The following is a 23526-nucleotide window of genomic DNA, read 5'->3' on the forward strand; positions in this document are numbered from 1 at the left end:
CTCAATGATCGGTCATATGCTCGACCTTGAGCACCCGGCGCATCAGGTTGAACATGGCGTAGGCCGCAAGACCGGAGAAAAGCGCCATCAGCACATAGCCGACGATGTGTCCGAGTTCGAACAGCCCGGCCAGCGCCCAGCCCGAAGCCAGCGCCACGCCGAAAAGCTCGACCGCGATCAGGATGCCCAGCGAAACCACCATGATCAGGGGCCGCCCGTTGTTGCGCCTTGCGGCCATCTCGTCTTCCTCAAAGCCTTATGCACACGACCGCCTAGCGGACGCTGCCGAGGCGTGTAACAAAATCGCGCCCCTTCAACAAATGGTTGATTCAGGCGAGATTGAAAGACCCTGATGATCGAAACGCCTGTCTTCGGCTCCGGCGCAGTCGCCGCGCCACACCACCTCGCGTCGGAAGCCGGGCGCGCCGTGCTGGCCGAGGGCGGCAATGCGATCGAGGCGATGGTCGCCATGGCAGCCACGATCGCGGTGGTCTACCCGCATATGAACGCGATTGGCGGCGACGGCTTCTGGCTGGTGCACGAGGCCGGCGGAAAGGGCCGCGTCCACGCAATCGAGGGCTGCGGCCCGGCCGGCGCGCTCGCCACGATCGAGCGCTACCGCGACAGGGGCCACGACACGATTCCGGCACGCGGTCCCGATGCCGCCGTCACGGTCGCCGGCGCGGTCGGCGGCTGGCAGGTCGCGCTCGAACTGTCGAAAAACCTTGGCGGCCGGATGCCGCTGAAGGACCTGCTCGGCGACGCCATCGCACATTGCGATACAGGCTATGCGATTTCCGATTCTGAGTTGCGGACCTGGCCGCAGCAGATCGAGGCGGCTAAGCTGGCGCCCGGCTTCAGCGAATTCTTCTGGCCGGGCGGCGAGCAGCCGAAAGCCGGCGCGCGCCGAAAGCCCGAAGCGCTCGGCGCTACCCTGAAGCATCTGGCCGATGCCGGGCTCGACGATTTCTATCGCGGCGACATCGGCCGCGAGATCGGCGCCGATATGGATGCGATCGGCGCGCCGGTGACGCGGCAGGACATGGCCGCCTTCAGGGCAAGCCTCGTCCAGCCGCTGGCGGTCCAGCTGCCCGGCCTCACCGCCTACAATTTCCCGCCGCCGACGCAGGGGCTGGCCTCGCTGCTGATCCTCGGCATCTTCGAGAAGCTCGGCGTCGCCCGTGCCGAGGGATTCGACCACCATCACGGGCTGGTCGAGGCGGTGAAACGCGCCTTCCTCATCCGCGACCGCCACATCACCGACCCGGCTTTTCTCAAGCTCGACCCGGCGAGCTTCCTGACCGACGCGGTCTTCGCCCGCGAGGCCGCCGCGATCGACCGCAAGCGCGCCGCCCCCTGGCCGCCCAAGCCCGGCGACGGTGACACGGTCTGGATGGGCGCGATCGACGGCAGCGGCATGGCCGTCTCCTACATCCAGTCGCTCTACTGGGAATACGGCTCGGGCTGCATCCTCCCGCGCGCCGGTGTGAACTGGCAAAATCGCGGCGTCTCCTTCTCGCTCGACAAGCGCGCACTGAACCCGCTGATGCCGGGCCGAAAACCCTTCCACACGCTGAACCCGGCGCTGGCCCGCTTCGCCGATGGCCGCGTGATGTCTTATGGTGCGATGGGTGGAGACGGCCAGCCGCAGTTCCAGGCCCAGATCCTGACGCGCTACCGCTTCGGCCAGGGTCCCGCCGCTGCCGTCGACGCGCCGCGCTGGCTTCTCGGCAAGACCTGGGGCGAGGGCTCGATCTCGCTGAAGCTGGAGAACCGTTTCGATCCGATGCTGCTGGCCAGACTCACCGCCGCCGGCCACCCGGTCGAGGAGTACTCGGAAGCCTATTCGGACCAGTTCGGCCATGCCGGGATGCTGGTGAAACACGCCAAGGGTCACGTCGAGGCAACGCATGATCCGCGCTCCGACGGCGACGCCAAGGGACATTGAAGCCTATGCCCACGCCGATCGACGATCCCTTCCGCTGTTTCGTGCCCTATCCCGAGGTGGCTGTGAAGAACGCGCCGTCGGGCCCGCTTGCCGGGCTCACCCTCGCGGTGAAGGACCTCTTCGACATCAAGGGGTACCCGACCGGCGCCGGCTCGCCCTTCGTGCTGGCGCAATCGGGCATCAAGACCAAGACCGCCCCGATCGTGAAGACGCTGCTCGATGCCGGCGCCCGCTTCGTCGGCAAGACCCACACCGACGAACTCGCCTTCTCGCTCAACGGCAAGAACGCGCATTTCGGCTCGCCGATCAATCCATCCGCGCCCGACCGCATCACCGGCGGCTCCTCCTCGGGCTCGATGGCGGCGGTCGCGGGCCGTCTCGCCGACATCGCGCTCGGCTCCGACACTGGGGGCTCAGTGCGCGCGCCGGCGAGCTATGGCGGGCTCTTCGGCATCAGGCCGAGCCATGGCCGCCTCTCGCTCAAGCGCACCTGGCCGCTGGCCGAGAGCCTGGACACGCCCGGCTGGTTTGCCCGCGACGGCGAGACCTTCGCCAAGGTCGCCGACGTCGTTTTCGGCAAGGACAGGATCGCCCTGCCCGAGACGCCACGCCTGCTGCTGGCCGACGACATGTTCGGTCAGGCGGTGCCCGACGCCGAGACCATCCTGCGCAATGTCGTGCAACGCGCCGTCATGGCGCTCGGCCCGCCGGAGATGGTCAAGGTCGCGCGCGACCTCGACGCGCTTTACTGGGCCTTCCGCTGGCTGCAGGGCCGCGAAGCGTGGATTTCGGACGGCGCCATGATCGAGCGCTTCGCGCCGCCGCTGGGACCGGGCGTGGCGGAGCGCTTCGCCTTCTCGAAATCGGTCAGCGACGCCGAGGTCGCCAAGGGCGAGACCGTCCGCAAGGGCTTTCGCGCCAAGCTCGCCCGCCTGCTCGGCAGCGACGGCGTGCTCCTCCTGCCGACCGTGCCCGACATCGCGCCGCTGGTTAGCGCCGACGAGACCGAGCTCGACGATTTCCGCAACCGGGCACTGCGCCTGCTCTGCCTCTCCGGTCTTTCGGGCTTCCCTCAGGTCACGATCCCGGTGGCGCAGCGGGAAGGCGCGCCGCTCGGCCTGTCGCTGATCGGCCCGAAAGGCTCGGACAAGTCGCTGGTCGCCTTCGCGGTCAGGTTCGAGCGGGCGGCGAGAGTACGGATCGCGTGACGCGTTATGAGGAGCTGACATGAGCGGTCATCACCACCACGGCCACGACAACCACTTCACCCCGATCGAAGCCCGTGTGAAGGCGCTCGAATCGCTGATGGTGGCCAAGGGCTATGTCGATCCCGCCGCCCTCGACGCCATCGTCGAGACTTACGAGACCAAGATCGGCCCGCGCAACGGCGCCCGCATCGTCGCGCGGGCCTGGACCGACCCCGCCTTTGCCGAAAGGCTCAAGGCGGACGGCACCGCCGCCATCGCCGAACTCGATTACGGCGGGCGCGGCGGCGAGCACATCGTCGCCTGCTTCAATACGCCAGACGAGCACAACCTGATCGTTTGCACGCTCTGCTCCTGCTATCCGTGGCCGGTGCTGGGCCTGCCGCCGGTCTGGTACAAATCGCCGCCCTATCGCTCCAAGGCCGTGATCGACCCACGCGGCACACTCGCCGATTTCGGCGTGACGCTGCCCGAGGGCCAGCGCATCCGCGTCTGGGATTCGACCGCGGAAACCCGCTTCATCGTCATTCCGATGCGTCCGGCCGGCACCGAAGGCTGGTCGGAGGAGAAACTGGCTTCGATCGTCAACCGCGATGCGATGATCGGCACCGGCTTGCCCCGGGTGGAGGATGCGCCAGCGGAGCAAGCGTCATGAACGGCGGACAGGACCTCGGCGGCCAGATGGGCTTCGGCCCTGTCATGCCCGAACCGAACGAGCCGATCTTCCACGCGGACTGGGAAAAGCGCGTGCTCGCGATCAATGTCGCCGCCGGCGCCATGGGCGCCTGGACGATCGATGGCATCCGCGCAGCCCGCGAGAGCCTGCCCCCGGCCGACTATCTGTCGTTCTCTTATTACGAAATATGGCTCGCAGGTCTGCATAAGGTCCTGGCCGAGCATGGCTTCCTGACACAGGAGGAACTGGAGCAGGGCCGGCCGCTCGCTCCCGCCAGGACGCCAAAGCGCGTGTTGAAGGGTAACGAGGTGCCGGCCGTCTTGCGCCGCGGCTTTCCCTTCGAGCGCAAAGCCTCCGCCCCGGCGCAATTCGCCGTCGGCGACGCCGTCCGCACCATCGTGATGCACCCGGCCCACCACACGCGCCTGCCACGCTATGCCCGCGGCAAGCACGGCATCATCGAGCGCGTCACCGGCTGCCACGTCTTCCCGGACACCGGCTCGCAAGGGTACGCCGAGACGGCGCAGTGGCTCTACACCGTCGTCTTCACCGGGCGAGAACTCTGGGGCGGCGACGCCGACCCGACCAGCCGGGTCAGCATCGAAGCCTGGGAGAGCTATCTTGAGCCGGCTTGACACCGATCTGGCGGAAACGCTCGCCGCCGGCACACCGATCCCGCGCGATGCCGACGGCCCGGTCTTCGCGCAGCCCTGGCAGGCGCAGGCTTTCGCGCTCGTCGTCGCCCTGCAGAACAAGGGCGTGTTCACGGCCGATGAGTGGGCGGATGCGCTCGGCGCAGAAATCCGGGAGGCCGTTGAGGCCGGCGGCTGCCGCGACGGTTCGGATTATTACGAGCGCTGGTGCGAGGCGCTGGAGCATCTCCTGATCGCCAAGGGCCACGCCTCTCATCAGGGCATCGATGCTCTGGCAGCCTCCTGGGCGCGCGCGGCCGAAGCGACCCCGCATGGCAAGCCGATCCTGCTGGAAAACGATCCGCAACGCATGTGAGGCCTTCCATGGTGTCCCGGAAACTCGCGTAACTGTCCCGTCTCGGGAAACCGGTCGTTTCGGTGCAGGGCAAAAACGGTTTCGCTTAAAATCGTTCTGGTCCCATTCATGGTTTAGACCGCTACATCCCGCGCAGTATGGCGCCTGTTTTCGACGATTGCGCCGATGGGATTGTGAATGCGTATGAAGTCATTTCGACAAATTCTGACTGGCCCCGATCTTGCGTGTAGCATTGGCCAACGCATGTCAGGACATCGCCGATGACGGGAATGGATGGGACGGCCCGGTTCGCCTGCAGCAGCTGCGATTCGCCCTCGATCATCATTCCCGCGACCTTGACCGACGATGCCCCGGTGCTGTGTTCCGGCTGCCAAGGCGTCATCGGCACCTGGCTGGGCTACAAATCCTTCATCAGCCGCTCGATCCATTCCGAAGTGCCGTCACGCCTGCTCTGCATCGACCCGATCATCGCGCCGATGCCGGAAGAGGTCTGCTGAGGCAACCCCTTGTAGCATGATGGATTGCGCTGCCGTCGCCCACGCGACCACAGCGCGACGGCCTCCTGCACCAGCCCAAGCCGGCGCGTCATCCTTCCCGCCGGCATCAGCAGCCTGAGCGCGAATTCGGCCAGCACCGCCTGATCAGGTCAGCGCGCCGCGGCCGGCGACGGGCCAGAGTGCCTCGACATGGGCATCCGGCGTGTGCATCCCCCGCACGCAGACATACCAGTCGTGCAGATTGACCGTCGGGTCGCAATGGCCCGGCACCAGCAGTAGCCGGTCGCCGCGATGCGGCAGGATCGCAGGATCGCCCGTCAGCACGCCATGCTCGTCGGAGGGTTTCGTATAGACCACGCCCTCGCGCTGGAACGGCACGGGCAGGCCGGAATCGATCGCGGCCGCCTTGTGCCCGGCATCGACGATGGCGCGGTCGGGCACCGGCTTGCTCATCACCCCCGCCAGGATAAAGAGCGCGTGTTCGAAGCTGCGGAACGGCGTGCCGTCGGCCTGCCGGTTGCGGGCATAATCGGCATCCATGAAGATGTAGGAGCCGGCCTGGATCTCGTTCCAGATGCCCGACTGGCTCTCGATCTCGTAGGTGCCCGTCCCGGCCCCGCCGACCGTGGCGCAGGCCAGGCCGACATTTCCGAGCCGTTCGATCGTGTTGCGCGTCAGCAGCCCCGCCCGCTCGATCGCCTCGCGCCGCTCGTCGATCGAGCGCATGTGCTGCGCCGAGCCATGATAGGCCTGCAGGCCTCCGAATCGCAGCGTGTTGGTCCGCGCCACGGCCTCGGCGATCCTGACCGCCGCCTCGCCCGGCGCGACGCCGCAGCGCCGCCCGCCGATATCGATCTCGACCAGGATGTCGAACACCACGTCATGGCGCGCCGCTGCTTCCGCCGCCTCGCGTACACCGTCGAGATGATCGACGCACAGGCTGATCCGGGCGTTGCGCGCAAGCACCGCGAGCCGGTCGAGCTTGGCTGCGCCCGCGACCTCGTTGGAGACCAGCACGTCCTGGACGCCGCCGGCCACCAGGATTTCCGCCTCGGAGACCTTCTGGCAGCATTGCCCGACCGCTCCATGGGCGATCTGGCGCAGCGCGATCTCGGGGCTCTTATGCGTCTTGGCGTGGGGCCGCAGGCGCACGCCATGGGCCTGCGTATAGGCCGCCATCGTCACGAGATTGCGTTCGAAGGCGTCGAGATCGAGCACGAGGGCCGGCGTATCGATCTCGGCGAAACTCTGGCCGGCTTGGGCCGACGGTGGCAATGGCATGGACTGTCGCGCGCTCCTCAAATCAATAGCGGCCATGGGACGCCAGCTTCGTGTCGCGAGCAAGACCCGAGATGCGGCGGTCGGCAATGGGCAGTCCTAGTAGCGTTGTCGCATCCGCCATGATACCCCGCGCCCCATGAAGATCGGCCGCGTCACTGACGACACCTTCGCACTTTTCGCCCGCGTCTGGCGCGAGCAGGGCAAGACCTATCTCACGCAAATGGCGATGATCATGGCCCTCGTCGTGGTGATCGCCGCGACGACGAGCTTCTATCCGCTGCTGATCAAGGCGGCCTTCGACGCCTTCGCCGACCCGCTCACGGCGGAATCCACCGGATTCGTGCGCCGCGCCGAGCGGCTCGTTTCGAAATCGATCGGCATCGAGATCGGCGTCGTCAACGCGGTCGCGATCGTCGTGGTCATCGTCACCGCGATCAAGGGTTTCTCGCTGCTCGCCCAGACGGTGCTGACCAACAGCGTCGTCAGCCGCGTCGAGGCGAACATGCAGACGACGCTCTACGGCCACCTGATCGATGCCGACCTCGCCCAGCTCCAGCGCGAGAACCCGGCCTCGCTGACCCAGCGCTTCACCACCGATTTCACCTTCGTCAAGGAGGCGCTGACCCGGCTGGTCAACATCGCCGTGCGCGACGTGCTGACCGCGCTCGCTCTGATCGGCGCCATGCTCTGGATCGACTGGCAGATGACGCTGGTCGTGCTCCTGATCGCGCCTGTCGTCGCCCAGCCGATCGGCCGGATCGGCAAGAAGCTGCGCCGCATGGCCAGTTCGCAGCAGGAGCAAACCGGCGTGATGGCGAGCCTCGTCACCGAGAGCCTGCAGGGCGCCCGCGCCGCCAAGACCGATTCGCTCGAGCCCTATCTCAAGGCGCGCGCGGCAGCCGCCTTCGAATCGATCCGGGCGCTCAAGATGAAGGCAGCCAATGCGCGCGGCCGGCTCGACCCGCTATTGGAGGTCGGCGGCGGCATGGCGGTCGCCGGCGTGCTGGCGGCGATCGGCGTGCGCATCACCTCGGGCGGCTCGACCGTTGGCGATTTCACCGGCTACGTCTCGGCCCTGCTGCTGGCGGCGCAGCCGCTGCGCTCGCTCGGCAATCTCAACGCCATCGTCCAGGAGGCCGGCGCCTCGCTGAAGCGCTACTATGCCCTCGTCGACGAAAAACCGCTGATCGCGGAACGGCCCGACGCCAGGCCACTTGCCGTCGGCGCGGGCGAGATCGCTTTCCGGTCCTTGCGCTTCCGCTATCGCGACGATTCGCGAGCGCTCGAAGGCATCGACCTCGTCGCGCAGGGCGGCGCGATGACCGCGCTCGTCGGTCGCTCAGGTTCGGGCAAGTCGACCCTGCTGGCGCTGGTGCCGCGCCTCTACGATCCCAATGAGGGCCGCGTCGAGATCGACGGGCAGGACATCCGCGACGTCACGCTGGACAGCTTGCGCGCCCAGGTCGGCGTCGTCAGCCAGGATGTCGTACTGTTCGACGACACCGTGCGCGCCAATATCAGCTTCGGCCGCCCGAGTGCGACGCGAGACGAGATCGTCGCAGCCGCAAAGGACGCCGCCGCCCACGACTTCATCATGGCTATGCCCGGCGGCTACGATGCCCAGGTCGGCGAGCGCGGCTCGAAACTGTCGGGCGGCGAGCGCCAGCGCATCGCCATCGCCCGCGCCATCCTGAAGGACGCCCCGATCCTGCTGCTCGACGAGGCGACGAGCGCGCTCGACACCCAGTCCGAGCGCCTCGTCCAGCAGGCGCTGGCGCGGCTGATGAAGAACCGCACCACTTTGGTGATCGCCCACCGCCTCTCCACGGTGCGCGAGGCCGACCTGATCGTCGTTCTGGAGGAAGGCAAGGTCATCGAGACCGGCAGCCACGACGCCCTGCTGACGCGCGACGGAACCTATGCGCGGCTGCACCGGCTGCAATTTGCCGAGAGCTGAGACTGAGCGGCGCGTCCGCTATTCCGCCGGGACCACCTTCAGCGGCGTCGTATAGGGTTCCACGCGGATCGAATCGTGGCGCAGGATGCTGACGCGCCGCAACGGCGCCTGTTCGAGTTCGCCGTCCTTGCCCTTGCGGACGGCGAATTGCCACAATGACAGCTCGCCTCGGGTGACCAGCGCCTTGCCGATCGCGCTGGCGTCGTTGCCCTTTAACTCACCGACATCCGAAGGCGCCAGGCCGACGACGATCTCGTCCTTGACCGTGACGATCTTGAACAGGGAAACCGGCTCCTTGGCGGGTGTCGCGCTGGCGAAGGCCATCGCCAATCCGATGATGCCGGCGCAAAGCAGCGGGGCAGCCGATGAGAAACGGGATTGGGTCATGGCGTGGCATCCTTGTTCTGTGGGTCCGTGGCGATGGCGATCCGATAGCGCGGCCGTGTTTTCCGGCGATGTCAGCCGGGTTTCACTCAGGTTTCAATCGCCTCGCAGCGGCCGAATTCCCGGGTCAGGTCCAGGCGTAGCGGACGATATGGAAGAAGATCGGCGCCGCGAAGACCAGGCTGTCGGTACGATCCAGCATCCCGCCATGCCCGGCGATCATGTGGCCCCAATCCTTGACCCCGCGATCACGCTTGATCGCCGAGGCGACGAGCCCCCCGAGAAACCCCATGATACAGGCGATCCCGGCCAGCACGCCGGCTTCGGTCGGCGAGAAAGGCGTCAGCCAGAACAGCGAGGCTCCCAGCAGCGAGGCGCTGGCGATCCCGCCGATCAACCCCTCCCAGGTCTTGGAGGGCGAGACATTGGGCGAGATGCGATGCCGGCCGAACAGCTTGCCGAAGATGTATTGCAGCACGTCGCTGCCCTGGACCGTGGCGATCAGGAAGGCGATCAGCAGCAATCCGCGCCCCTCATTGCCGGGAATCTCGAGCGTCACGAGAGCCGGAACGTGACTGATGCAATAGACCGACAGCATCAGGCCCCATTGCTGTTCGGAGATGCGCTCGAGAAACCGCGACGTGTCGCCCCAGAGCGCCGTCAGCGCCGGCATCGCCAGAAAACAGTAGACCGGAATGAAGATGGCGAAGAGCCCGTACCAGCTCGTCCAGACGAGGTAGTACTGCAGCGGCAGTACGATCAGGAACATGCCGATCAGCACCCAGTGATCGCTGCGCCGGGTCTGGGTCAGCGTCACATATTCGCGAAGCGCGGCAAACGAGACGAATCCGAACAGGACGATAACGCCGCCGCTCCCGAAGACGAAGGCGACCGACATGGCTGCCGCCATGATCCACCAGGCACGGATGCGGGCATTGAGGTTGCTCAGGGTCGATGAGAGCGGCCCGGCGCTGCGCCAGGTCAGGATTCCGGCCACGAGGCTCGCCGTGCCGAGAACAGCAAGCAGCCAGATGAAGAGCCTGTGGATTTCCGGCATCATGGCCGCTCTCCGCTCGACTGCGTCTTCAGATCGAGAAGCGCCTGCCGGGCACGCTGAAGGAAGACCTTGCGGTCTTCATCGGCCAGGACGCCGATCGGCTCGCCGAAAATGACGCGGCAAAGGATCGGCACAGGCAAAAACATGCCCTTGGGCAGCACCCGCGACATGTTCTCGATCCAGCATGGCACCAGTTCGACATCCGGTCGGGCCGCCGCGAGATTGTACAGGCCCGAACGGAAAGGCAGGAGCGGCTCGTCGCCCATGTTGCGCGTGCCCTCGGGAAAGAAGATCAGCGATCGCCCATCGGCCAGCACGTCCAGCATCACGGCCATCGGATCCTCGCTGCGCGCGACCCCGCTGCGTTCGACCAGCACCGTATGAAGCAGGTCCCGGGCGATGAAGCGCCGGATGCTGTTCGCCTTCCAGTAGTCGGCCCCGGCCACCGCGCTGGTTCGGCCGCGTTCCTCCCGTTCCAGACAGGACGAGAGCAGGATGAAGTCGCCATGGCTGGCGTGATTGGCGAAGTAGATGCGCTGATTGCGCGACGGTGTCGTCCCCTGCCAGATCGGAACGACCCCGGTTATCGCCCGCGCCACTCCGGCGAAAAGCGAACCCGCGAGGGATTTCAGCACGGGGCGATAATCGAATCTCATCGTTGAATCAGCCCGTTGGCGTTACCGAGAACGAGGCAGACAGCGGCGACCAGGCCGCCGGCCAGGACGATGCGCTGCTTCAGGACGATGCGCCGCGACCCCGCGATCCGGCTTCCGAGGGAGCGGCCGCGCGCGGGTTTGCCGAACCCCATGCGGGTCAGGACGTCGTCGATGGCGGTCAGCCCTTCCGCCTCGTCCGGATACGATCCCGCGAGCCGGAAAAGCGCCGCATCCAAAAGCAGGTGGACGGAAAGCCCGATGGCACTCAGGCAGAGTACGGACAGGACAAGCCAGCTCAGGCGGATGGCAAGGCCCCCATTCCCGATCGCCAGCGGTCCGCAGGTGATCAGCAACAGCGCTGCGATGCCGCACAGGACAGCGTTCTGACGCAGATTGCGTGCGGCGATCTCGGCGGTAGTGGGCCAAACCATCATCGCTCGACCGGCTCCTCGATCGCGATCATGTCCGGGCGCAGCCGCACGAACCGGCCGGCCCGTTCGATCATGCTGATCGCCTCCTCCGCATTCTGCGCCCGCCCGCTGACGATGAGCCACCTGGCGATGACCGCCGCACTGCGCTGGAAGCCCAGCGCGCAGCAGACCAGAAGCGGGCCTTGCGGTCGGGCCGTCTCCACGGCGCTGGCCGCGGCCTGCATGTCGGACGCCTTGAGCGGCAAAAGATCGAGCGCGGGAAAACTGCTCCAGTTCGGACGGACTTTCCGGGGGGCCAGCAGTTCCCCGGTCATGTCGATCACCGTGGCGAAGGCGTCGAGCTCGCGCGGCTTCGGGAAGCGGCCGAGATGAACCCCATCGGCAATTTCGATCGAGGCGGGCATGGCCCGTGTCCAGAACCGGATATTGACGGCAGCCCCGAACCGATAGGGCGCCAGCAGCCAGCGACTGGCGAGCGTGGCGGACCCATCGGCCTGCTTCTGGAAGACCTGCGGTCCGGCGCCGAAATAGCCCATTGCGACGATCGCCAGCGCCAAGGCCGGCCAGAGCAGGAACAGCGCCGCCGGAGACACGCGGACGCTAACCGCACTGATGATCACCAGCAGTAACGCGCCGCCGGCATAATACAGGCCGAGCCGTCGGGATTTCGGATCGGCCGTCATGGCGAAGCCGGCAAGCGGCGAAGGCGCCCCCCGAGGAAACAGCCAGGCCGCGAAAAGCCCCAGCAGGACACCCGTCGGAATGTCGATGACATGGTGCTGCCAGGTGGTCAGGACGGACAAACCGATCAGGGCGCACCAGACATGCCAGGCGAGCCGGGCTGTGCCGGAAAGCTTGCCGCTAAGGTGGTCCCAGATCACTACGAGCAATGCGATGTGCAGGGATGGCGCCTGGTTAAACGGCTTGTCGAACCCACCCAGCACCTCGAACATGAAGCCGGGCAACCCGCTTGTTTCCGGCCTGACGAAGATCGCCTGCAGCGGGAAAGCGACGAAGCAGGACACCGCCACGAGCTGGATCGTCAGATACCGCCTCCCGAGCGTGTCCACATCGTCCGGCGTCGTGTTGATGAAGAGGCACAGCGCGTAGAACAGGTTGATCGACCAGTAGGGCACGATCGTCCAGGCGATGAACGGGATTAAGTGTTCCCATGCGAAGGCGAGATTGGGAACGCCGGCCCGCAGCGAGGCCAGCCAGTTGGCGCCGCCATAGCTGAGGTAGAAAAACGGAGCCAGACAGGCGAGCCAGAGCGCCGCGCGTCTCAAGACGGCGTTTCTGGCCCCGCCTGCTTCGTCCACGGATACGTCCGCCATCCTGCGCCTCAGACCCGCTCGGCGAGGGAAACGGTGAAAATACCCCATTGATCGATGCGCTGCTCGATCTTGCGGAAGCCCGCGGCGGCGACGAGTTGGTCCATTTCGCCTTGCGTCCGCCGCCGCATCACCCAGGCCTGACCACCGCGATGCGATGTCAGCGCGCGGGCGATCATTTCCAGCTGCGGATGCCAGGGCTGGTTGGTGTAGATCAGCAGGCTCCCGGGCCGCATCGCGCGCGCCAGCCCGCCGAGCGAGGCCCCGATCATGGCGTTGTCGGAAAACAGCTCGTAGAGGCCCGAAACGATGGTGAGATCGGGCGCCGGCGATATCCGCGCCAGCCCGTCGCCGTCGAAGGCATCCTGCTGGTGAAAGCTCGCATAGTCCGCCAGTCCGCGTTTGGCGATGCTCTCTCGCCCGGCCTCGACGTTGACGGGCGAATAGTCCTGCAGCCGCACGCTGTCGGGGCGGACGCCGGCCTTCGCGATGGCGTCGAGCACATAACGACCATGCCCGGCCGCGATATCGAGGACATGGCTGCCATGGCCGGCTGCCTTGAGGCGCTGGATGGCAAGGCCGAACAGCTCTTCGAGATGAACCTTACGCTGCCGGATGCCGCGCCAGCCGATTGCCTCCAGGAAGATCCCGTCGATCATCCGCCCGACCGGGCCCGCGCCACGCGGATCGTTCTCGTAGACATAGTCCAGCGTCGAGCCGGAATCGAACCCCGTCTTCGTCCCCGTCTCGATGCCTTTCGAGAGCAGCGCCCCCAGGCGGATCGACGCCCGGTTGATCGCCCAGTAGAGGCCGCGCGGCGATGCGGCGCCGAGCGGGCTCGCCAGGCGGTCCGCCTCGTCCCGCGTATAGCCTTGCCGATCCGCATGACGCAGATCGGCCGTGTCGACCGGTTCGGCAAAGCGATCCTCGATGAACGTCCGAACTTTCTTCAGCGCGATCGCCCGGTCCTTCTCGCCGAGCGTGTCGTGGTAGAAGCCGTCGAGAACATGCCGCTCCTTGGTCCTGCTGCCCAGATTTTCATGGAAACGATGCTGTGGCCCATGACGCACGACCCAGTCGCTGCCGGAGATCAGCAGTTGCGTCGGCACGGTGATCGCCCTGGCGTCGGCGACGACGCGGTCGCCGGCCTCGTAGAGCTGCAGCAGAATGTTCGAGGCGATCGGCCTGGTGATGAGCGGGTCGGCCTCGAAGGAGGCGATGCGCTCGGGGTCATGCGTCAGGAATTTCGCCTTCACATAGGAATTGACGAAGAACGTTCCCTTCAGCTTCTGCCAGAGCGCGATGCCCTGCACCGCGAAGGGGACATAGAGCTTGACGCTGAAAGCCGGCGAGGCGAGCACCAGCGCCCGGATCGGCGGCGCATAATCGTGGACCCAGGTCGCAGCCAGCACGGCACCGACGCTCTGGGCGATGACCGCGATACCCTCGACAGGGTGACCGTCCGTCTCGCCGATATGCCTGACGAAGCAGTCGAGGTCACGGACGGACGCCGCGAAGGAGGGCGAATACCCACGCTGGCCAGGCGACCGGCCATGCCCGCGAGCGTCCCAGGCATAGAAGGCATAGTCGTCGAGCCCCAGTTCGGCGACGAGATGTGCGACCCGCCCGCCATGCTCATGACCGCGATGGAGAAGGACGATGGCGCCTTTCGGAGCGCCGCTCAGGCAGGGCCATGTGCGATAGAACAGACGCGCCCCGTCATGGGAGACGAATTCGGATTCATTCGCTGTTCTCATGGCTGGCGGCACGCGCTCGTCATCTGCAGTCTGTTGCATGTTTTCTCCTACGGACGAGGGGGTTTCAACCATTGACAGGAAGCGCGATTCCTCGTCAGTTGCGGAGAGTAAGGTTTATACAATTTGCATATCTATTTAAATGCTGCTGAATCTATACGATGTACATATATTTTATACTGATATAAATTTTACTTTCCATGCGTCACCTATAGAGACATCATGTCGATCTACCAACTGAAATCTCGCTTCCAAAATCTGCTTCGTCCGCTCGTGGGCCGCCTTGCCGCCGGCGGGATCACAGCCAATCAGGTTACGCTCGCCTCCGCCACCATCTCGGTGGCCCTCGGCCTTGTTCTGATCTCTGCCCAGCATCCGCGGTGGTTCCTGCTGGTCCCGGTCTGGTTCCTCCTGCGCATGGGCCTCAATGCGATCGATGGAATGCTGGCCCGCGAGCATGGGCAGAAAAGCGTGCTTGGCGCCTATCTCAACGAGATCGGCGATGTGGTGTCCGATATTGCTCTCTATTTGCCGTTCGCCTTTATCGATCCCGCAGGTATCTGGTGGGTCGTCATTGTCGTCCTGCTGGCGGCGCTGACGGAATTCACCGGCGTTCTGGGCCAGACGGTCGGCGCGAGCAGACGTTACGACGGACCGCTCGGAAAGAGCGACCGGGCGCTGCTTTTCGGCGCGCTAGGTGCGTGGATCGGCGGCGGCGGCACGTTTGGCGCGTGGACGTACTGGCTGTGGGCATTGGCGGCATTGCTTCTCCTGTGGACGATCGTCAACCGTATTCGAGGGGGCATCGACGAGGCGCGAAAGCGCGACGAATAGTAAGCACGGGCCAGATTGCAGACTGCCGCGATGACTTTCCGCATCCCCGCCGCGATGAACGGCAAGGGACGCCCTGAGGCACCATCTGTTGCAGGGAGCGGAACGAGTGCCCTTGGCGGGAGATCGAGGGGGATCATCATGGCGACATGACTATTCCGCCGACGTTGCGGCCGGATTTCGTCCATGTTTCAGTCGTGTTTCATGACGCCTTTCGACCGGACGCACCGGGTGACCATCGTCGCCGGCAATCGCGGTTTGTGATGCGCACGGACGACGACAAATGATCTCCGCCGGCCCGCGCACCCTTGAAATCAGAACCGGCAACGTCCATCACCCTTCCCTTACGGTGGGCGTGGTTTTTGCATTTGCAACCCTTGAGAGCGGCCACCGGAGACTGCGGTTTGCCGGATATTGTCTCGTATTTCCTTGGGGGCAGGGATGAGTGGAAGTCCGAACGCTCGACCGCCGCGCCTCATTGTCGTCGATGACGAAGAGCATCTGCGCGACATGGTCGCCGAGTATCTCGAACAGAGCGGATATTCGGTGCGCACCGCCTCCGGAGGCGGCCCGCTCGATCTGCTCTTGGGGCAGGACGACGCGGATCTGCTTCTTCTTGACGTTCACATGCCCGGCGAGGACGGGCTGTCGATCGCACGGCGTATCCGCGCGGGCAGCACCGTGCCGATCATTCTGCTGACCGCGGCCAGCGACATCGTCGACAAGATCGTCGGCCTGGAGATCGGTGCGGACGACTACATGACGAAGCCCTTCGATCTCCGTGAGCTCAGGGCCCGCGTCCGTGCGCTTTTGCGTCGCCGACACCTGGCGGTTCCGGCAGTCTCGAAAGACGACGTCGCCGAATCCCAGCGCTTGAAGAAGCTTCCATTCGGAAAGGTGTTTCTCGACGTCGAAGCCCGCTGTCTTCTGCGCGACGACGGCGCAAGCGAGACGTTGACCGCGATGGAGTTCGACCTGATCCAGGTCTTCGTCCAGAATCCCGACCGCGTCCTGACGCGCGACCGCCTCCTCGATCTCGCGCATAATCGCGACAACAGCCCGTTCGATCGCAGCATCGACGTTCGCGTGACGCGCATTCGCAAGAAGATCGAAATCGACCCCGCCAAGCCGCAGACGATCAAGACGGTGCGCGGCGCCGGCTACATCTACACGCCCGGGAAACGGCCGCTATGACACCGGTGTCTCCACCTGTTCGCGATAGCCGTTCAAGCGCTCCGACAGGAAACCCTATGCCGGCAAATGATCTCCGGATCATGCAGACATGTCTCGGCGGCAGCCTCGGCCATGCAGTGTTCCTCGACAGATCCTGCCGTTATCGTTTTGCCAACCGTGAATTTCTCGATTTCATCGGCAAATCCGATGGGGACGTCATCGGCCGCGAGGTGTCGGCCGTCCTCGGCGATGCGCTCCACGCGACTTACGCGCAGATGCTGGAGCGCCTGCCTCCGGGCGAAAGCGTCAGGCGCGAGGGTTGGACGGATTACGGCTCTTTCGGCAGGCGTTACGTCGAGGAACTGATCACGGCCTATCCGCCGGACGGCGATCCCCCGTCAGGGGTCATCGTGTTCTCGCGCGATCTCACCGAACTCAAAAACCGCGAGCAGGACCTGCTCGAGCGTGTCGAGGCGCAGAACGCCGTAGAGGCCTATCATGCGGTGGTGGTCAACACGGCACTCGACGCCATCGTCGTGATCGACGAAGCCGGCATCGTCGTCGATTTCAACCCCGCTGCCGTCTCGGTTTTCGGCTATAGCCGGGACCAGGCCATGGGCTCCCAGATCGCCGACCTGATCATTCCTCCGGCCCTGCGCTCCGCCCATGATTGCGGCATGAAATCCTACCTGGAGAGCGGTGTCAGCCGGGTTCTCGGCCAGCGTCTGGAACTGGAAGCCCTCCGAGCAGATGGCGGACTGATCCCGATTGAACTGACCATCACCGATGTCACGCGCGGGCCCAAACGCCTGTTCGCTGCGCATCTTCGCGATCTCACCGCCGCGCGGAAGGCGCAGGCGGAGATCGCGAGCCAACGCGACGCGCTGCATCAGAAGGAGAAGCTCGCAGCGCTGGGGTCGCTTCTGGCCGGCGTTGCCCACGAGCTCAACAACCCGCTGTCCATCGTCATGGGCCACGCCATGATGCTGCGCGAAAAACTTGCAAACGGGCCGTCGAGCCTGACGCAGAGCGAGGACTTGGCCAAGCGGAGCGTCAAGATCGAGGAGGCGGCCAACCGCTGCGCCCGCATCGTACGCAGCTTTCTCGATATGGCCAGGCAGCGGAAGACCGAACGGCAGGCTATCCTGCTGCCGGACCTCGTCGGGAAAGCCCTGGATCTGCTGAGCTACAATCTGCAGAGCTCCGGCGTGATCGTCGAAACCGACTTTCCCGGCGGCCTGCCGCCGATCTGGGTCGACGGCGACCAGATCCATCAGGTCGTCGTCAATCTGGTGATCAACGCCTGTCAGGCGCTCGAGGAGAAGGGCGACGGAGACCGCCGCATTCGAATCGCCGCGGAGCCTCTTATCGGCGCCGGAATGGTTCTGCTCGGTATCTCCGACAATGGTCCCGGTATTCCGGCCAGCATCCGGTCACGCATCTTCGACCCCTATTTCACGACGAAACCGCAAGGCACCGGTACGGGCATCGGCCTCGCCGTCTCTCGCGGCCTGATCGAAGCCCATGGCGGCACGCTGGATATCGACGAGGCATCGACCGGCGGCGCGCGATTCGTGATCCGGTTGCCGGTCGGAGAAAGTACGCCTGGCACCGGCGACGGTGTGTCATCAAGGGTCGAAGCCGTGCCAGCGGCTGCGAGGCGGCATGTGCTGGTCATCGACGATGAGACGGACATCGCCGAACTTCTCTCGGACATGGCCGGATCGCTGGGCTTCGATGTCTCTGTCGCCGGCAGCGGGCAGGCGGCTAAAGCGCTGCTGGAGCAAGGCGACCTCCCCCTGAGTGCGATCCTGTGCGATATCCGGATGCCGAACGGCGATGGACCTGCCTTCTATGACTGGCTCAGGGAGACCCGTCCTGAGCTGGCGACCCGGATAGGCTTCGTCACCGGCGATACGCTGGGACCGGCGGCCGGTCGCTTTCTGGCGCGCTCCGGCTGCCCGATGATCGAGAAGCCGTTCACGCCCGACGACATCGCGCGGATACTCACGTCCCTGACGGCGGGGCTCACCTGAAGCGGAGCGGGTTCGAAAAAAACGCTCACTGAAACAACTGAAACATTCTCGCCGACTGCGAGAACTCTGACTGAAACATCGGCCTGTCATCCCTTGCGAATGATCAAAGTCATCCGGGGGAGATCGGTGATGCACGAAACAGAAATCGTCATGCTGGAAGAAAGCTTTTCAGCCGTGTTCAGCGTCCGCGACGACGCTGCCGCCCTGTTCTACGAGCGGCTCTTCGCCAACGACCCATCGCTGAAGCGCATGTTCGCTCAGACCGACATGCGCGAGCAGGGCAAGAAGCTGATGTCGGCCTTGCAGCTCGTCGTGGTCACCATCCGAAAGATCGACACCGTGAAACCCGCTCTGCGGTTTCTCGCCGTCAAGCACGCAGGCTACGGCGTGCGCGACGAGCACTACGCCACCGTCGGCACCGCTCTCATCGAGACCTTGTCGCTGTTCTTCGGCGAGCGCTTCACGCCTGAGTTGCGGCGCGTCTGGAGCGAGGCCTATGGCATCGTCAGCACGATCATGATCGATGCCGTCCATGAGCAGCAGGACGCCGAGCCGCTTTCGATCGCCTCCTGATCAGATCGGCCGGCTCTCCCTGCCCTGACGGGGCAGCCGCCGGCAAGAAGATCATCGTTCACCTGCTCAGCTCGCTCCGTTGCCGCAAGGCAACCCGCCTGCTGCGACATGTCCCTTCCAAATGAGGTCTTTCATCATGCTCCGTCGCGCCGCACTTCTCTCCATTCTGATCCTGCCGGTCCACCAGGCGGTGGCACTGGACTGCCGCCTGGACCACGCCACGTATCGGGAGAGCGTATCCGGTGCCGTACTGGCCTTTCAGCCCAAGGACTCGGCCAGGGATGCCGGGATGTCGGTGGGGCCGTTTCAGATGCGGCTGCCGAACATCTCCGAGACCTTCGAGGGCGATATCGCCTGGAATGCAGGCAGCCATGCGCGGCCCGCAGGGGAAATGGGCCACGCATGTCTTCGTGACGAAAGCGCGGACGCGAGCGCCTGCCGCCTCTGGGCCGGCAGCGCCTATGGTCTGGGAGACGCAGGAGCAGGCCTGCTGGACGACGCGGATATGAGCGCGCCGAAGGCCATCCTGCTCGTCGATTTCGGACGCTCGCTGGCCACGACAAGGGTTCTTGCGAGCGCCAACCCGGGCACGGCCGCCTTCGACGTGTTCACATTGTCCGAATGCAGGCAGTGACGGCCGGATCGACGCGCCCTTGGCGTGAGATCCCGACGAACGGCATTCGCTGCAGCGCCCGTGAAAGCCTTGATACAGCACACGGGTGCATGCGTTTGCAGGCAAGAATGAAGTCTATTTCCAGAATTATCGTGCTGCTATGCTTCTTTTCAACCTGCACGACATCGCTGGCGGGCGAGGCGAGCTATCATCCATCCTGGTCGGTGAAGCTCGCAAAGGCGGTACAGGGCCGCCGCAGCGTGACTTATCTTGATCTGTTCAAACAGATCATGCCGGATATTTCCCTCGGCGAAAACGGTGCGACGGCAAAGAGCGTCATCGCGATCCGGCATATCGCCGGAGCCGACGCTGGCGGCACGATCGCAACCCCGGTTCACATCCGATCGTTTCAGACAGTGAATTTCGTCGAAGGTGGCAAGAAGCGCATCGCGCTTCTCGCGCCGCTGGATACCGGGACCGACGACGCGGAGCGCCCTGCATTGCTGGCGGTCTTCGACGATGGCGACCTCCCGAAGCTTCTGGATGCCGTCGATGTCGGCATGGACAGACTGACGGGCTTCGTCATTCCAGCGCTCGTGCAGATCGGCAAGGGCGATCAGGCCATCGTGACGAGAAGCCAGCACTTCAACTCGAACGAAAGTTACGCGAGAACCGCATTGGTTTTCATGCGCGGCGCCCGAATTGTGCTCGTCGATACCTTCTCGACCTATGGGGTAAGGTTCTGCGGCGTCGAAGAGACCCAGACCCTGTCGTTCAAGGGACTGGCTTCCGACAGGAAGCGGTACAAGGATGTCGCGGTCCGCGTGACGCATAAGAGGGCCGTCGCGGCAAAGCAGTGCGCCGGCGAAAAGCCGCGACCGCCGTTCGTTCGCGCCATCAGCGCCATCTACGCGTGGGACGGGGACAAGGCGAGGTTCGTGCCCGGATCCGATGCGATAAAGCGCCTGGAAAAACGCAACTCCGAACAGTTCTGAACTCGACGCCTTTGAAATCGACCGTCGCTGCGCCTTTGCGCAATGTGCGCTGCTCAGCTCCGGCGCATCATGATCATCTTTTCCTGCGTCATGTCGCGCATGGTGAAGGGGATGCCGCCGGTGCCGTAGCCGGATTCGCGGCGCCCGGCGAAGGGCATCCAGTCGGTGCGGAAGGTGGTCGGATCGTTGATCATCACGGCCGAGGCATCGAGCTGGTTGGCCGCGCGCATGGCGATATCGATGTCCTGAGCGAAGATGCTGGCCTGGAAGGCGACCGGCAGGGCGTTCGCCTGCGCGATGGCGTCATCGAGCTTCACATAAGGGTAGATGCACACCACCGGCCCGAAGATTTCGAGCTGAGAAACCTTGGCATCTGTCGGCGGCGCAACCAGCACCGTCGGTTCCAGCGTCGTCTCCGAGAGCCGCCCGCCGCCGAGGGCGAGCCGCGCGCCACCCGTGACGGCTTCGTCGATCCAGGATGCGATCCTGTCGGCCTCCTTGGGCAGGATCAGCGGGCCGACCTCGGTGTCCTTCAGGGCGGGGTCGCCGGTCTTCAGCGCCTTCACACGCGCAACGAGCCGCTCGGTGAAGTTGCCTGCAATGTCCTGATGCACGAAGATGCGCTGGGTGGACACGCAGACCTGACCGGCATGATAGTAGCCGCCCTTGACGATCGGCTCGATGATCTTGCCGAGATCGGCGCTGCGGTCGACGATAGCGGGCGCTGCGCCGCCATGCTCCAAGGCCGAGCGCGCGCCATGCGCCAGCTTGGAATGCAGATACCAGCCCACCTTGGCAGAGCCGATGAAGCTAAGGAAGGCGACGCGCGGATCGGTGGCGAGCTTTTCGGCGAGTTCTGTCGTCTCGGGGATGAAGCTCTGGCACCACGCTTCCGGCAGCCCGGCCTCATGGACAAGCGCGACGAAGTCGAGACAGGAGAGCGGCGTCGTCCCAGCCGGCTTGATGATGACCGGGCAGCCGACCGCGATCGCCGGCACGACCTGATGCACGATCAGGTTCAGCGGGTGGTTGAAGGCGGAGATCGCCGCAACGATGCCGATCGGCTCTTTCGTCGTGAAGGCCCAGCGGTCGATGGCGGCGGGCGACAATCCCATCGGAATCTCCCGCCCGGCAAAGTTGCGTAGCTCGTCGGCGGCGTTGTGGACGCCGTCGATCGCGCGCGTCACCTCGACGATCGCATCAGGCAAAGGCTTGCCGCCTTCACGCGCGATCTGCAGCGCAAGATGGTCGCGCTTGCCCTCGACCAAAGCGGCCAGACGTCGCAGGATCGCCATGCGCTGGTGCGGCTTGAGCCAGCCGTCGCGGTCGCGGAAGACGCGCTGCGCCGCCTGAAACTTGGCCTCCAGCGCGGCTGCATCATCGGTCGCGATCTCGGTGATCGCGACGCGGTCGAAGGCCTGGACGACCTGTAGCATGACGCGTCTCCTGATCAGGCGAGCTGGATATCGGGGCTGCGGTTGCGCAGTTCCTCGACCAGCACGCGCGTATTCTCGGAATAATCGATCGGAATCTCGACGAGATGCACCCCGCCGCCCGCGAAGGCGGCGTCCAGCGTCGGCACCAGCTCCTCGACGGCGGTGACCCGCGATCCCTTGGCGCCATAGGCCTGGGCATAGCGGACGAAATCCGGGTTGCCGAAGGTCATCCCGAAATCGGGGAAGTTGTCGACCGACTGCTTCCAGCGGATCATGCCATAGGCGTTGTCGTTGAGGATGACGACGACGAGGTTCAATCTCAGCCGGACGGCGGTTTCCATCTCCTGCGAGTTCATCATGAAGCCGCCATCGCCACAGACCGCCATGACGCGGCGCTCGGGGTAGAGCATCGCCGCCATCATCGCCGAGGGCAGCCCTGCGCCCATCGTCGCCAGCGCATTGTCGAGCAGCAGCGTGTTGGCGACATGGGTGCGGTAGTTCCGGGCGAACCAGATCTTGTACATGCCGTTGTCGAGGCAGACGATGCCGTCCTCCGGCATGACCTGGCGGACATCATGGACGATGCGCTGCGGCGTGATCGGGAAGCGTTCTTCCTCCGCACGGTCGTTGATCTTGGCCAGGATTGTCTGGCGCATCTCCAGCATCGACGGATCGGCTTCGAGCTTGCCCTCGAGCCGGTCGGCCAAACCCGTCACGGTCGCGCCGATATCGCCGATCACCTCGGCATCGGGGTGGTAGACCTGTTCGACATTGGCCGATTGATAGCCGATATGGATCACCTTCGAGCCGCCGGCGCTCTTCATCAGGAAGGGCGGCTTCTCGATCGTGTCATGACCGATCGCGACGATCAGGTCGGCATGGTCGACGGCCTGGTGGACGTAATCGCGCTCCGAGAGCGCAGCCGTGCCCATATAGAGGTTCGAGCCGCCGGTAACGGCGCCCTTGCCCATCTGCGTGTTGAAGAACGGCAGCCGGGTTCGCCGCACGAAGGACGAGAGCTCTTCCACGAGGCGCGGCCGGTTCCCGGCGGCACCGATCATGACGAGCGGGCGCTTCGCCGCCAGGATCATCTCCGCCGCTCTGTCCAGTGCCGAGCCCTGCGCGATCGGCCGCTCCAGCGGGTGAATCGGGATCAACGACGCATCGTCGAATTCCTCGGCCGCCACATCCTCGGGCAGTTCCAGATGGACCGGTCCCGGGCGCTCCTCCATCGCCACCCGAAAGGCGTCGCGCACCACCGAGGCGATACTGGCGGCGCTGACGATCTGGCGCGTCATTTTGGTCAGCGGCTTCATCGAGGCGACGACATCCACGATCTGGAAGCGCGCCTGCTTGGCGGTCATGATCGCCTTCTGCCCGGTGATCATGATCATCGGCATGGCGCCCAGATGTGCGTAGGCCGCCCCGGTCGAGAAGTTGAGCGCACCCGGACCCAGCGTCGCGATGCAGACGCCGGGCTTGCCGGTCAGCCGGCCATGGGTCGCCGCCATGAAGGCGGCGGCCTGCTCGTGCCGCGTCAGGATCAGCTTGATCTTGGACGTCCGCAGGGACTCGAGAACGTCGAGGTTCTCCTCGCCCGGCACGCCGAAAATGCGATCGACGCCCTCGTTCTCGAGCGCCGCTACAAGGAGATCAGAGCCCTTCGGCATGGCGGCATGTCCTT

General features: G+C 65.1%; 23 protein-coding genes. 13 read left to right on the forward strand and 10 right to left on the reverse strand.

Features of this window, described 5'->3' with window-relative positions; genetic code table 11:
* Position 1 precedes the first annotated feature (1 nt).
* On the reverse strand, positions 2-238 hold the full coding sequence (locus tag AXW83_RS16900; RefSeq protein WP_066615285.1) for a hypothetical protein: 237 nt from the start codon (positions 236-238) through the stop codon (positions 2-4).
* A gap of 114 nt (positions 239-352) precedes the next feature.
* On the opposite strand from AXW83_RS16900, the gene AXW83_RS16905 reads away from it, so the two are divergent.
* The 6 genes from AXW83_RS16905 to AXW83_RS16930 all read left to right on the forward strand — a co-directional run bounded on the left by AXW83_RS16905 (position 353) and on the right by AXW83_RS16930 (position 5334).
* Complete coding sequence (locus tag AXW83_RS16905) at positions 353-1948, forward strand: gamma-glutamyltransferase family protein (RefSeq protein ID WP_066615287.1); 1596 nt, start codon at positions 353-355, stop codon at positions 1946-1948.
* Between the two features lie 5 nt (positions 1949-1953).
* Positions 1954-3156 carry an amidase gene (locus AXW83_RS16910; RefSeq protein WP_066615288.1) on the forward strand — a complete coding sequence of 401 codons (1203 nt, stop codon included), beginning with the start codon at positions 1954-1956 and terminating at the stop codon, positions 3154-3156.
* 19 nt (positions 3157-3175) lie between these two features.
* The gene (nthA, locus tag AXW83_RS16915; protein ID WP_066615289.1) at positions 3176-3808 is read left to right on the forward strand and encodes a nitrile hydratase subunit alpha; all 633 of its coding nucleotides are present in this window, start codon (positions 3176-3178) and stop codon (positions 3806-3808) included.
* The gene (gene nthB, locus AXW83_RS16920; protein ID WP_066615290.1) at positions 3805-4464 is read left to right on the forward strand and encodes a nitrile hydratase subunit beta; all 660 of its coding nucleotides are present in this window, start codon (positions 3805-3807) and stop codon (positions 4462-4464) included. Before nthA ends, nthB begins: the two co-directional genes overlap by 4 nt.
* The gene (locus tag AXW83_RS16925; protein WP_442855194.1) at positions 4451-4837 is read left to right on the forward strand and encodes a nitrile hydratase accessory protein; all 387 of its coding nucleotides are present in this window, start codon (positions 4451-4453) and stop codon (positions 4835-4837) included. Before nthB ends, AXW83_RS16925 begins: the two co-directional genes overlap by 14 nt.
* Before the next feature lie 260 nt (positions 4838-5097).
* Positions 5098-5334, forward strand: coding sequence for a hypothetical protein (locus AXW83_RS16930; RefSeq protein ID WP_156640148.1), 237 nt, complete (start codon positions 5098-5100; stop codon positions 5332-5334).
* A 144-nt stretch (positions 5335-5478) separates the two neighbouring features.
* Here AXW83_RS16930 and AXW83_RS16935 read toward each other — a convergent pair whose 3' ends face one another.
* Positions 5479-6615 (reverse strand): DSD1 family PLP-dependent enzyme, encoded by a 1137-nt coding sequence (locus AXW83_RS16935; protein WP_066615297.1) that lies wholly within the window; start codon positions 6613-6615, stop codon positions 5479-5481.
* 136 nt (positions 6616-6751) lie between these two features.
* Here AXW83_RS16935 and AXW83_RS16940 point away from each other — a divergent pair, with 136 nt between their 5' ends.
* Positions 6752-8572, forward strand: a complete 1821-nt coding sequence (locus tag AXW83_RS16940; protein WP_066615299.1) for an ABC transporter ATP-binding protein — start codon at positions 6752-6754, stop codon at positions 8570-8572.
* Between the two features lie 18 nt (positions 8573-8590).
* Here the strand turns inward: AXW83_RS16940 and AXW83_RS16945 are convergent, their stop codons facing one another.
* The 6 genes from AXW83_RS16945 to AXW83_RS16970 all read right to left on the reverse strand — a co-directional run bounded on the left by AXW83_RS16945 (position 8591) and on the right by AXW83_RS16970 (position 14227).
* The gene (locus tag AXW83_RS16945; protein WP_236841698.1) at positions 8591-8959 is read right to left on the reverse strand and encodes a hypothetical protein; all 369 of its coding nucleotides are present in this window, start codon (positions 8957-8959) and stop codon (positions 8591-8593) included.
* A 124-nt stretch (positions 8960-9083) separates the two neighbouring features.
* Positions 9084-10013 carry a phosphatidate cytidylyltransferase gene (locus AXW83_RS16950; protein WP_156640554.1) on the reverse strand — a complete coding sequence of 310 codons (930 nt, stop codon included), beginning with the start codon at positions 10011-10013 and terminating at the stop codon, positions 9084-9086.
* A complete protein-coding gene (locus AXW83_RS16955; protein WP_066615302.1) occupies positions 10013-10669 on the reverse strand; it encodes a lysophospholipid acyltransferase family protein in 657 nt (218 codons plus the stop codon). Before AXW83_RS16955 ends, AXW83_RS16950 begins: the two co-directional genes overlap by 1 nt.
* Positions 10666-11022: a hypothetical protein gene (locus tag AXW83_RS16960; protein ID WP_335339321.1), complete on the reverse strand. Its 357-nt coding sequence runs from the start codon at positions 11020-11022 to the stop codon at positions 10666-10668. Before AXW83_RS16960 ends, AXW83_RS16955 begins: the two co-directional genes overlap by 4 nt.
* A gap of 77 nt (positions 11023-11099) precedes the next feature.
* Positions 11100-12434: a phosphatase PAP2/dual specificity phosphatase family protein gene (locus AXW83_RS16965; RefSeq protein ID WP_066615304.1), complete on the reverse strand. Its 1335-nt coding sequence runs from the start codon at positions 12432-12434 to the stop codon at positions 11100-11102.
* An 8-nt stretch (positions 12435-12442) separates the two neighbouring features.
* On the reverse strand, positions 12443-14227 hold the full coding sequence (locus AXW83_RS16970) for a bifunctional alpha/beta hydrolase/class I SAM-dependent methyltransferase (RefSeq protein ID WP_066615305.1): 1785 nt from the start codon (positions 14225-14227) through the stop codon (positions 12443-12445).
* Positions 14228-14407: 180 nt separating this feature from the next.
* Here AXW83_RS16970 and AXW83_RS16975 point away from each other — a divergent pair, with 180 nt between their 5' ends.
* The 6 genes from AXW83_RS16975 (at position 14408) to AXW83_RS17000 (ending at position 20406) form a co-directional block, all read left to right on the forward strand.
* Complete coding sequence (locus AXW83_RS16975; RefSeq protein WP_066615307.1) at positions 14408-15019, forward strand: CDP-alcohol phosphatidyltransferase family protein; 612 nt, start codon at positions 14408-14410, stop codon at positions 15017-15019.
* Positions 15020-15457: 438 nt separating this feature from the next.
* A complete protein-coding gene (locus tag AXW83_RS16980; protein ID WP_066615309.1) occupies positions 15458-16210 on the forward strand; it encodes a response regulator in 753 nt (250 codons plus the stop codon).
* 80 nt (positions 16211-16290) lie between these two features.
* The gene (locus AXW83_RS16985; protein WP_168166112.1) at positions 16291-18225 is read left to right on the forward strand and encodes a hybrid sensor histidine kinase/response regulator; all 1935 of its coding nucleotides are present in this window, start codon (positions 16291-16293) and stop codon (positions 18223-18225) included.
* A 129-nt stretch (positions 18226-18354) separates the two neighbouring features.
* Positions 18355-18798 carry a globin family protein gene (locus tag AXW83_RS16990; protein ID WP_066615313.1) on the forward strand — a complete coding sequence of 148 codons (444 nt, stop codon included), beginning with the start codon at positions 18355-18357 and terminating at the stop codon, positions 18796-18798.
* A 136-nt stretch (positions 18799-18934) separates the two neighbouring features.
* Positions 18935-19432 carry a hypothetical protein gene (locus tag AXW83_RS16995; protein ID WP_156640150.1) on the forward strand — a complete coding sequence of 166 codons (498 nt, stop codon included), beginning with the start codon at positions 18935-18937 and terminating at the stop codon, positions 19430-19432.
* 107 nt (positions 19433-19539) lie between these two features.
* A complete protein-coding gene (locus AXW83_RS17000) occupies positions 19540-20406 on the forward strand; it encodes a hypothetical protein (RefSeq protein WP_168166113.1) in 867 nt (288 codons plus the stop codon).
* A 53-nt stretch (positions 20407-20459) separates the two neighbouring features.
* Here AXW83_RS17000 and AXW83_RS17005 read toward each other — a convergent pair whose 3' ends face one another.
* Positions 20460-21842: an aldehyde dehydrogenase family protein gene (locus tag AXW83_RS17005; RefSeq protein ID WP_066615322.1), complete on the reverse strand. Its 1383-nt coding sequence runs from the start codon at positions 21840-21842 to the stop codon at positions 20460-20462.
* A 14-nt stretch (positions 21843-21856) separates the two neighbouring features.
* Complete coding sequence (locus tag AXW83_RS17010) at positions 21857-23512, reverse strand: acetolactate synthase large subunit (protein WP_066620654.1); 1656 nt, start codon at positions 23510-23512, stop codon at positions 21857-21859.
* Positions 23513-23526: the final 14 nt, after the last annotated feature.

The sequence above is a fragment of the Bosea sp. PAMC 26642 genome (genome assembly GCF_001562255.1).
Taxonomy (GTDB): Bacteria; Pseudomonadota; Alphaproteobacteria; order Rhizobiales; family Beijerinckiaceae; genus Allobosea.

Bases quoted from the DNA above. Each gene is read 5' to 3' on its own strand.
- AXW83_RS16900 (WP_066615285.1), bottom strand. From the start codon at position 238: ATGGCCGCAAGGCGCAACAACGGGCGGCCCCTGATCATGGTGGTTTCG.
- AXW83_RS16905 (WP_066615287.1), top strand. From the start codon at position 353: ATGATCGAAACGCCTGTCTTCGGCTCCGGCGCAGTCGCCGCGCCACAC.
- AXW83_RS16910 (WP_066615288.1), top strand. From the start codon at position 1,954: ATGCCCACGCCGATCGACGATCCCTTCCGCTGTTTCGTGCCCTATCCC.
- nthA (WP_066615289.1), top strand. From the start codon at position 3,176: ATGAGCGGTCATCACCACCACGGCCACGACAACCACTTCACCCCGATC.
- nthB (WP_066615290.1), top strand. From the start codon at position 3,805: ATGAACGGCGGACAGGACCTCGGCGGCCAGATGGGCTTCGGCCCTGTC.
- AXW83_RS16930 (WP_156640148.1), top strand. From the start codon at position 5,098: ATGACGGGAATGGATGGGACGGCCCGGTTCGCCTGCAGCAGCTGCGAT.
- AXW83_RS16935 (WP_066615297.1), bottom strand. From the start codon at position 6,615: ATGCCATTGCCACCGTCGGCCCAAGCCGGCCAGAGTTTCGCCGAGATC.
- AXW83_RS16940 (WP_066615299.1), top strand. From the start codon at position 6,752: ATGAAGATCGGCCGCGTCACTGACGACACCTTCGCACTTTTCGCCCGC.
- AXW83_RS16945 (WP_236841698.1), bottom strand. From the start codon at position 8,959: ATGACCCAATCCCGTTTCTCATCGGCTGCCCCGCTGCTTTGCGCCGGC.
- AXW83_RS16950 (WP_156640554.1), bottom strand. From the start codon at position 10,013: ATGCCGGAAATCCACAGGCTCTTCATCTGGCTGCTTGCTGTTCTCGGC.
- AXW83_RS16955 (WP_066615302.1), bottom strand. From the start codon at position 10,669: ATGAGATTCGATTATCGCCCCGTGCTGAAATCCCTCGCGGGTTCGCTT.
- AXW83_RS16965 (WP_066615304.1), bottom strand. From the start codon at position 12,434: ATGGCGGACGTATCCGTGGACGAAGCAGGCGGGGCCAGAAACGCCGTC.
- AXW83_RS16970 (WP_066615305.1), bottom strand. From the start codon at position 14,227: ATGCAACAGACTGCAGATGACGAGCGCGTGCCGCCAGCCATGAGAACA.
- AXW83_RS16975 (WP_066615307.1), top strand. From the start codon at position 14,408: ATGTCGATCTACCAACTGAAATCTCGCTTCCAAAATCTGCTTCGTCCG.
- AXW83_RS16980 (WP_066615309.1), top strand. From the start codon at position 15,458: ATGAGTGGAAGTCCGAACGCTCGACCGCCGCGCCTCATTGTCGTCGAT.
- AXW83_RS16985 (WP_168166112.1), top strand. From the start codon at position 16,291: ATGCAGACATGTCTCGGCGGCAGCCTCGGCCATGCAGTGTTCCTCGAC.
- AXW83_RS16990 (WP_066615313.1), top strand. From the start codon at position 18,355: ATGCACGAAACAGAAATCGTCATGCTGGAAGAAAGCTTTTCAGCCGTG.
- AXW83_RS16995 (WP_156640150.1), top strand. From the start codon at position 18,935: ATGCTCCGTCGCGCCGCACTTCTCTCCATTCTGATCCTGCCGGTCCAC.
- AXW83_RS17000 (WP_168166113.1), top strand. From the start codon at position 19,540: ATGAAGTCTATTTCCAGAATTATCGTGCTGCTATGCTTCTTTTCAACC.
- AXW83_RS17005 (WP_066615322.1), bottom strand. From the start codon at position 21,842: ATGCTACAGGTCGTCCAGGCCTTCGACCGCGTCGCGATCACCGAGATC.
- AXW83_RS17010 (WP_066620654.1), bottom strand. From the start codon at position 23,512: ATGCCGAAGGGCTCTGATCTCCTTGTAGCGGCGCTCGAGAACGAGGGC.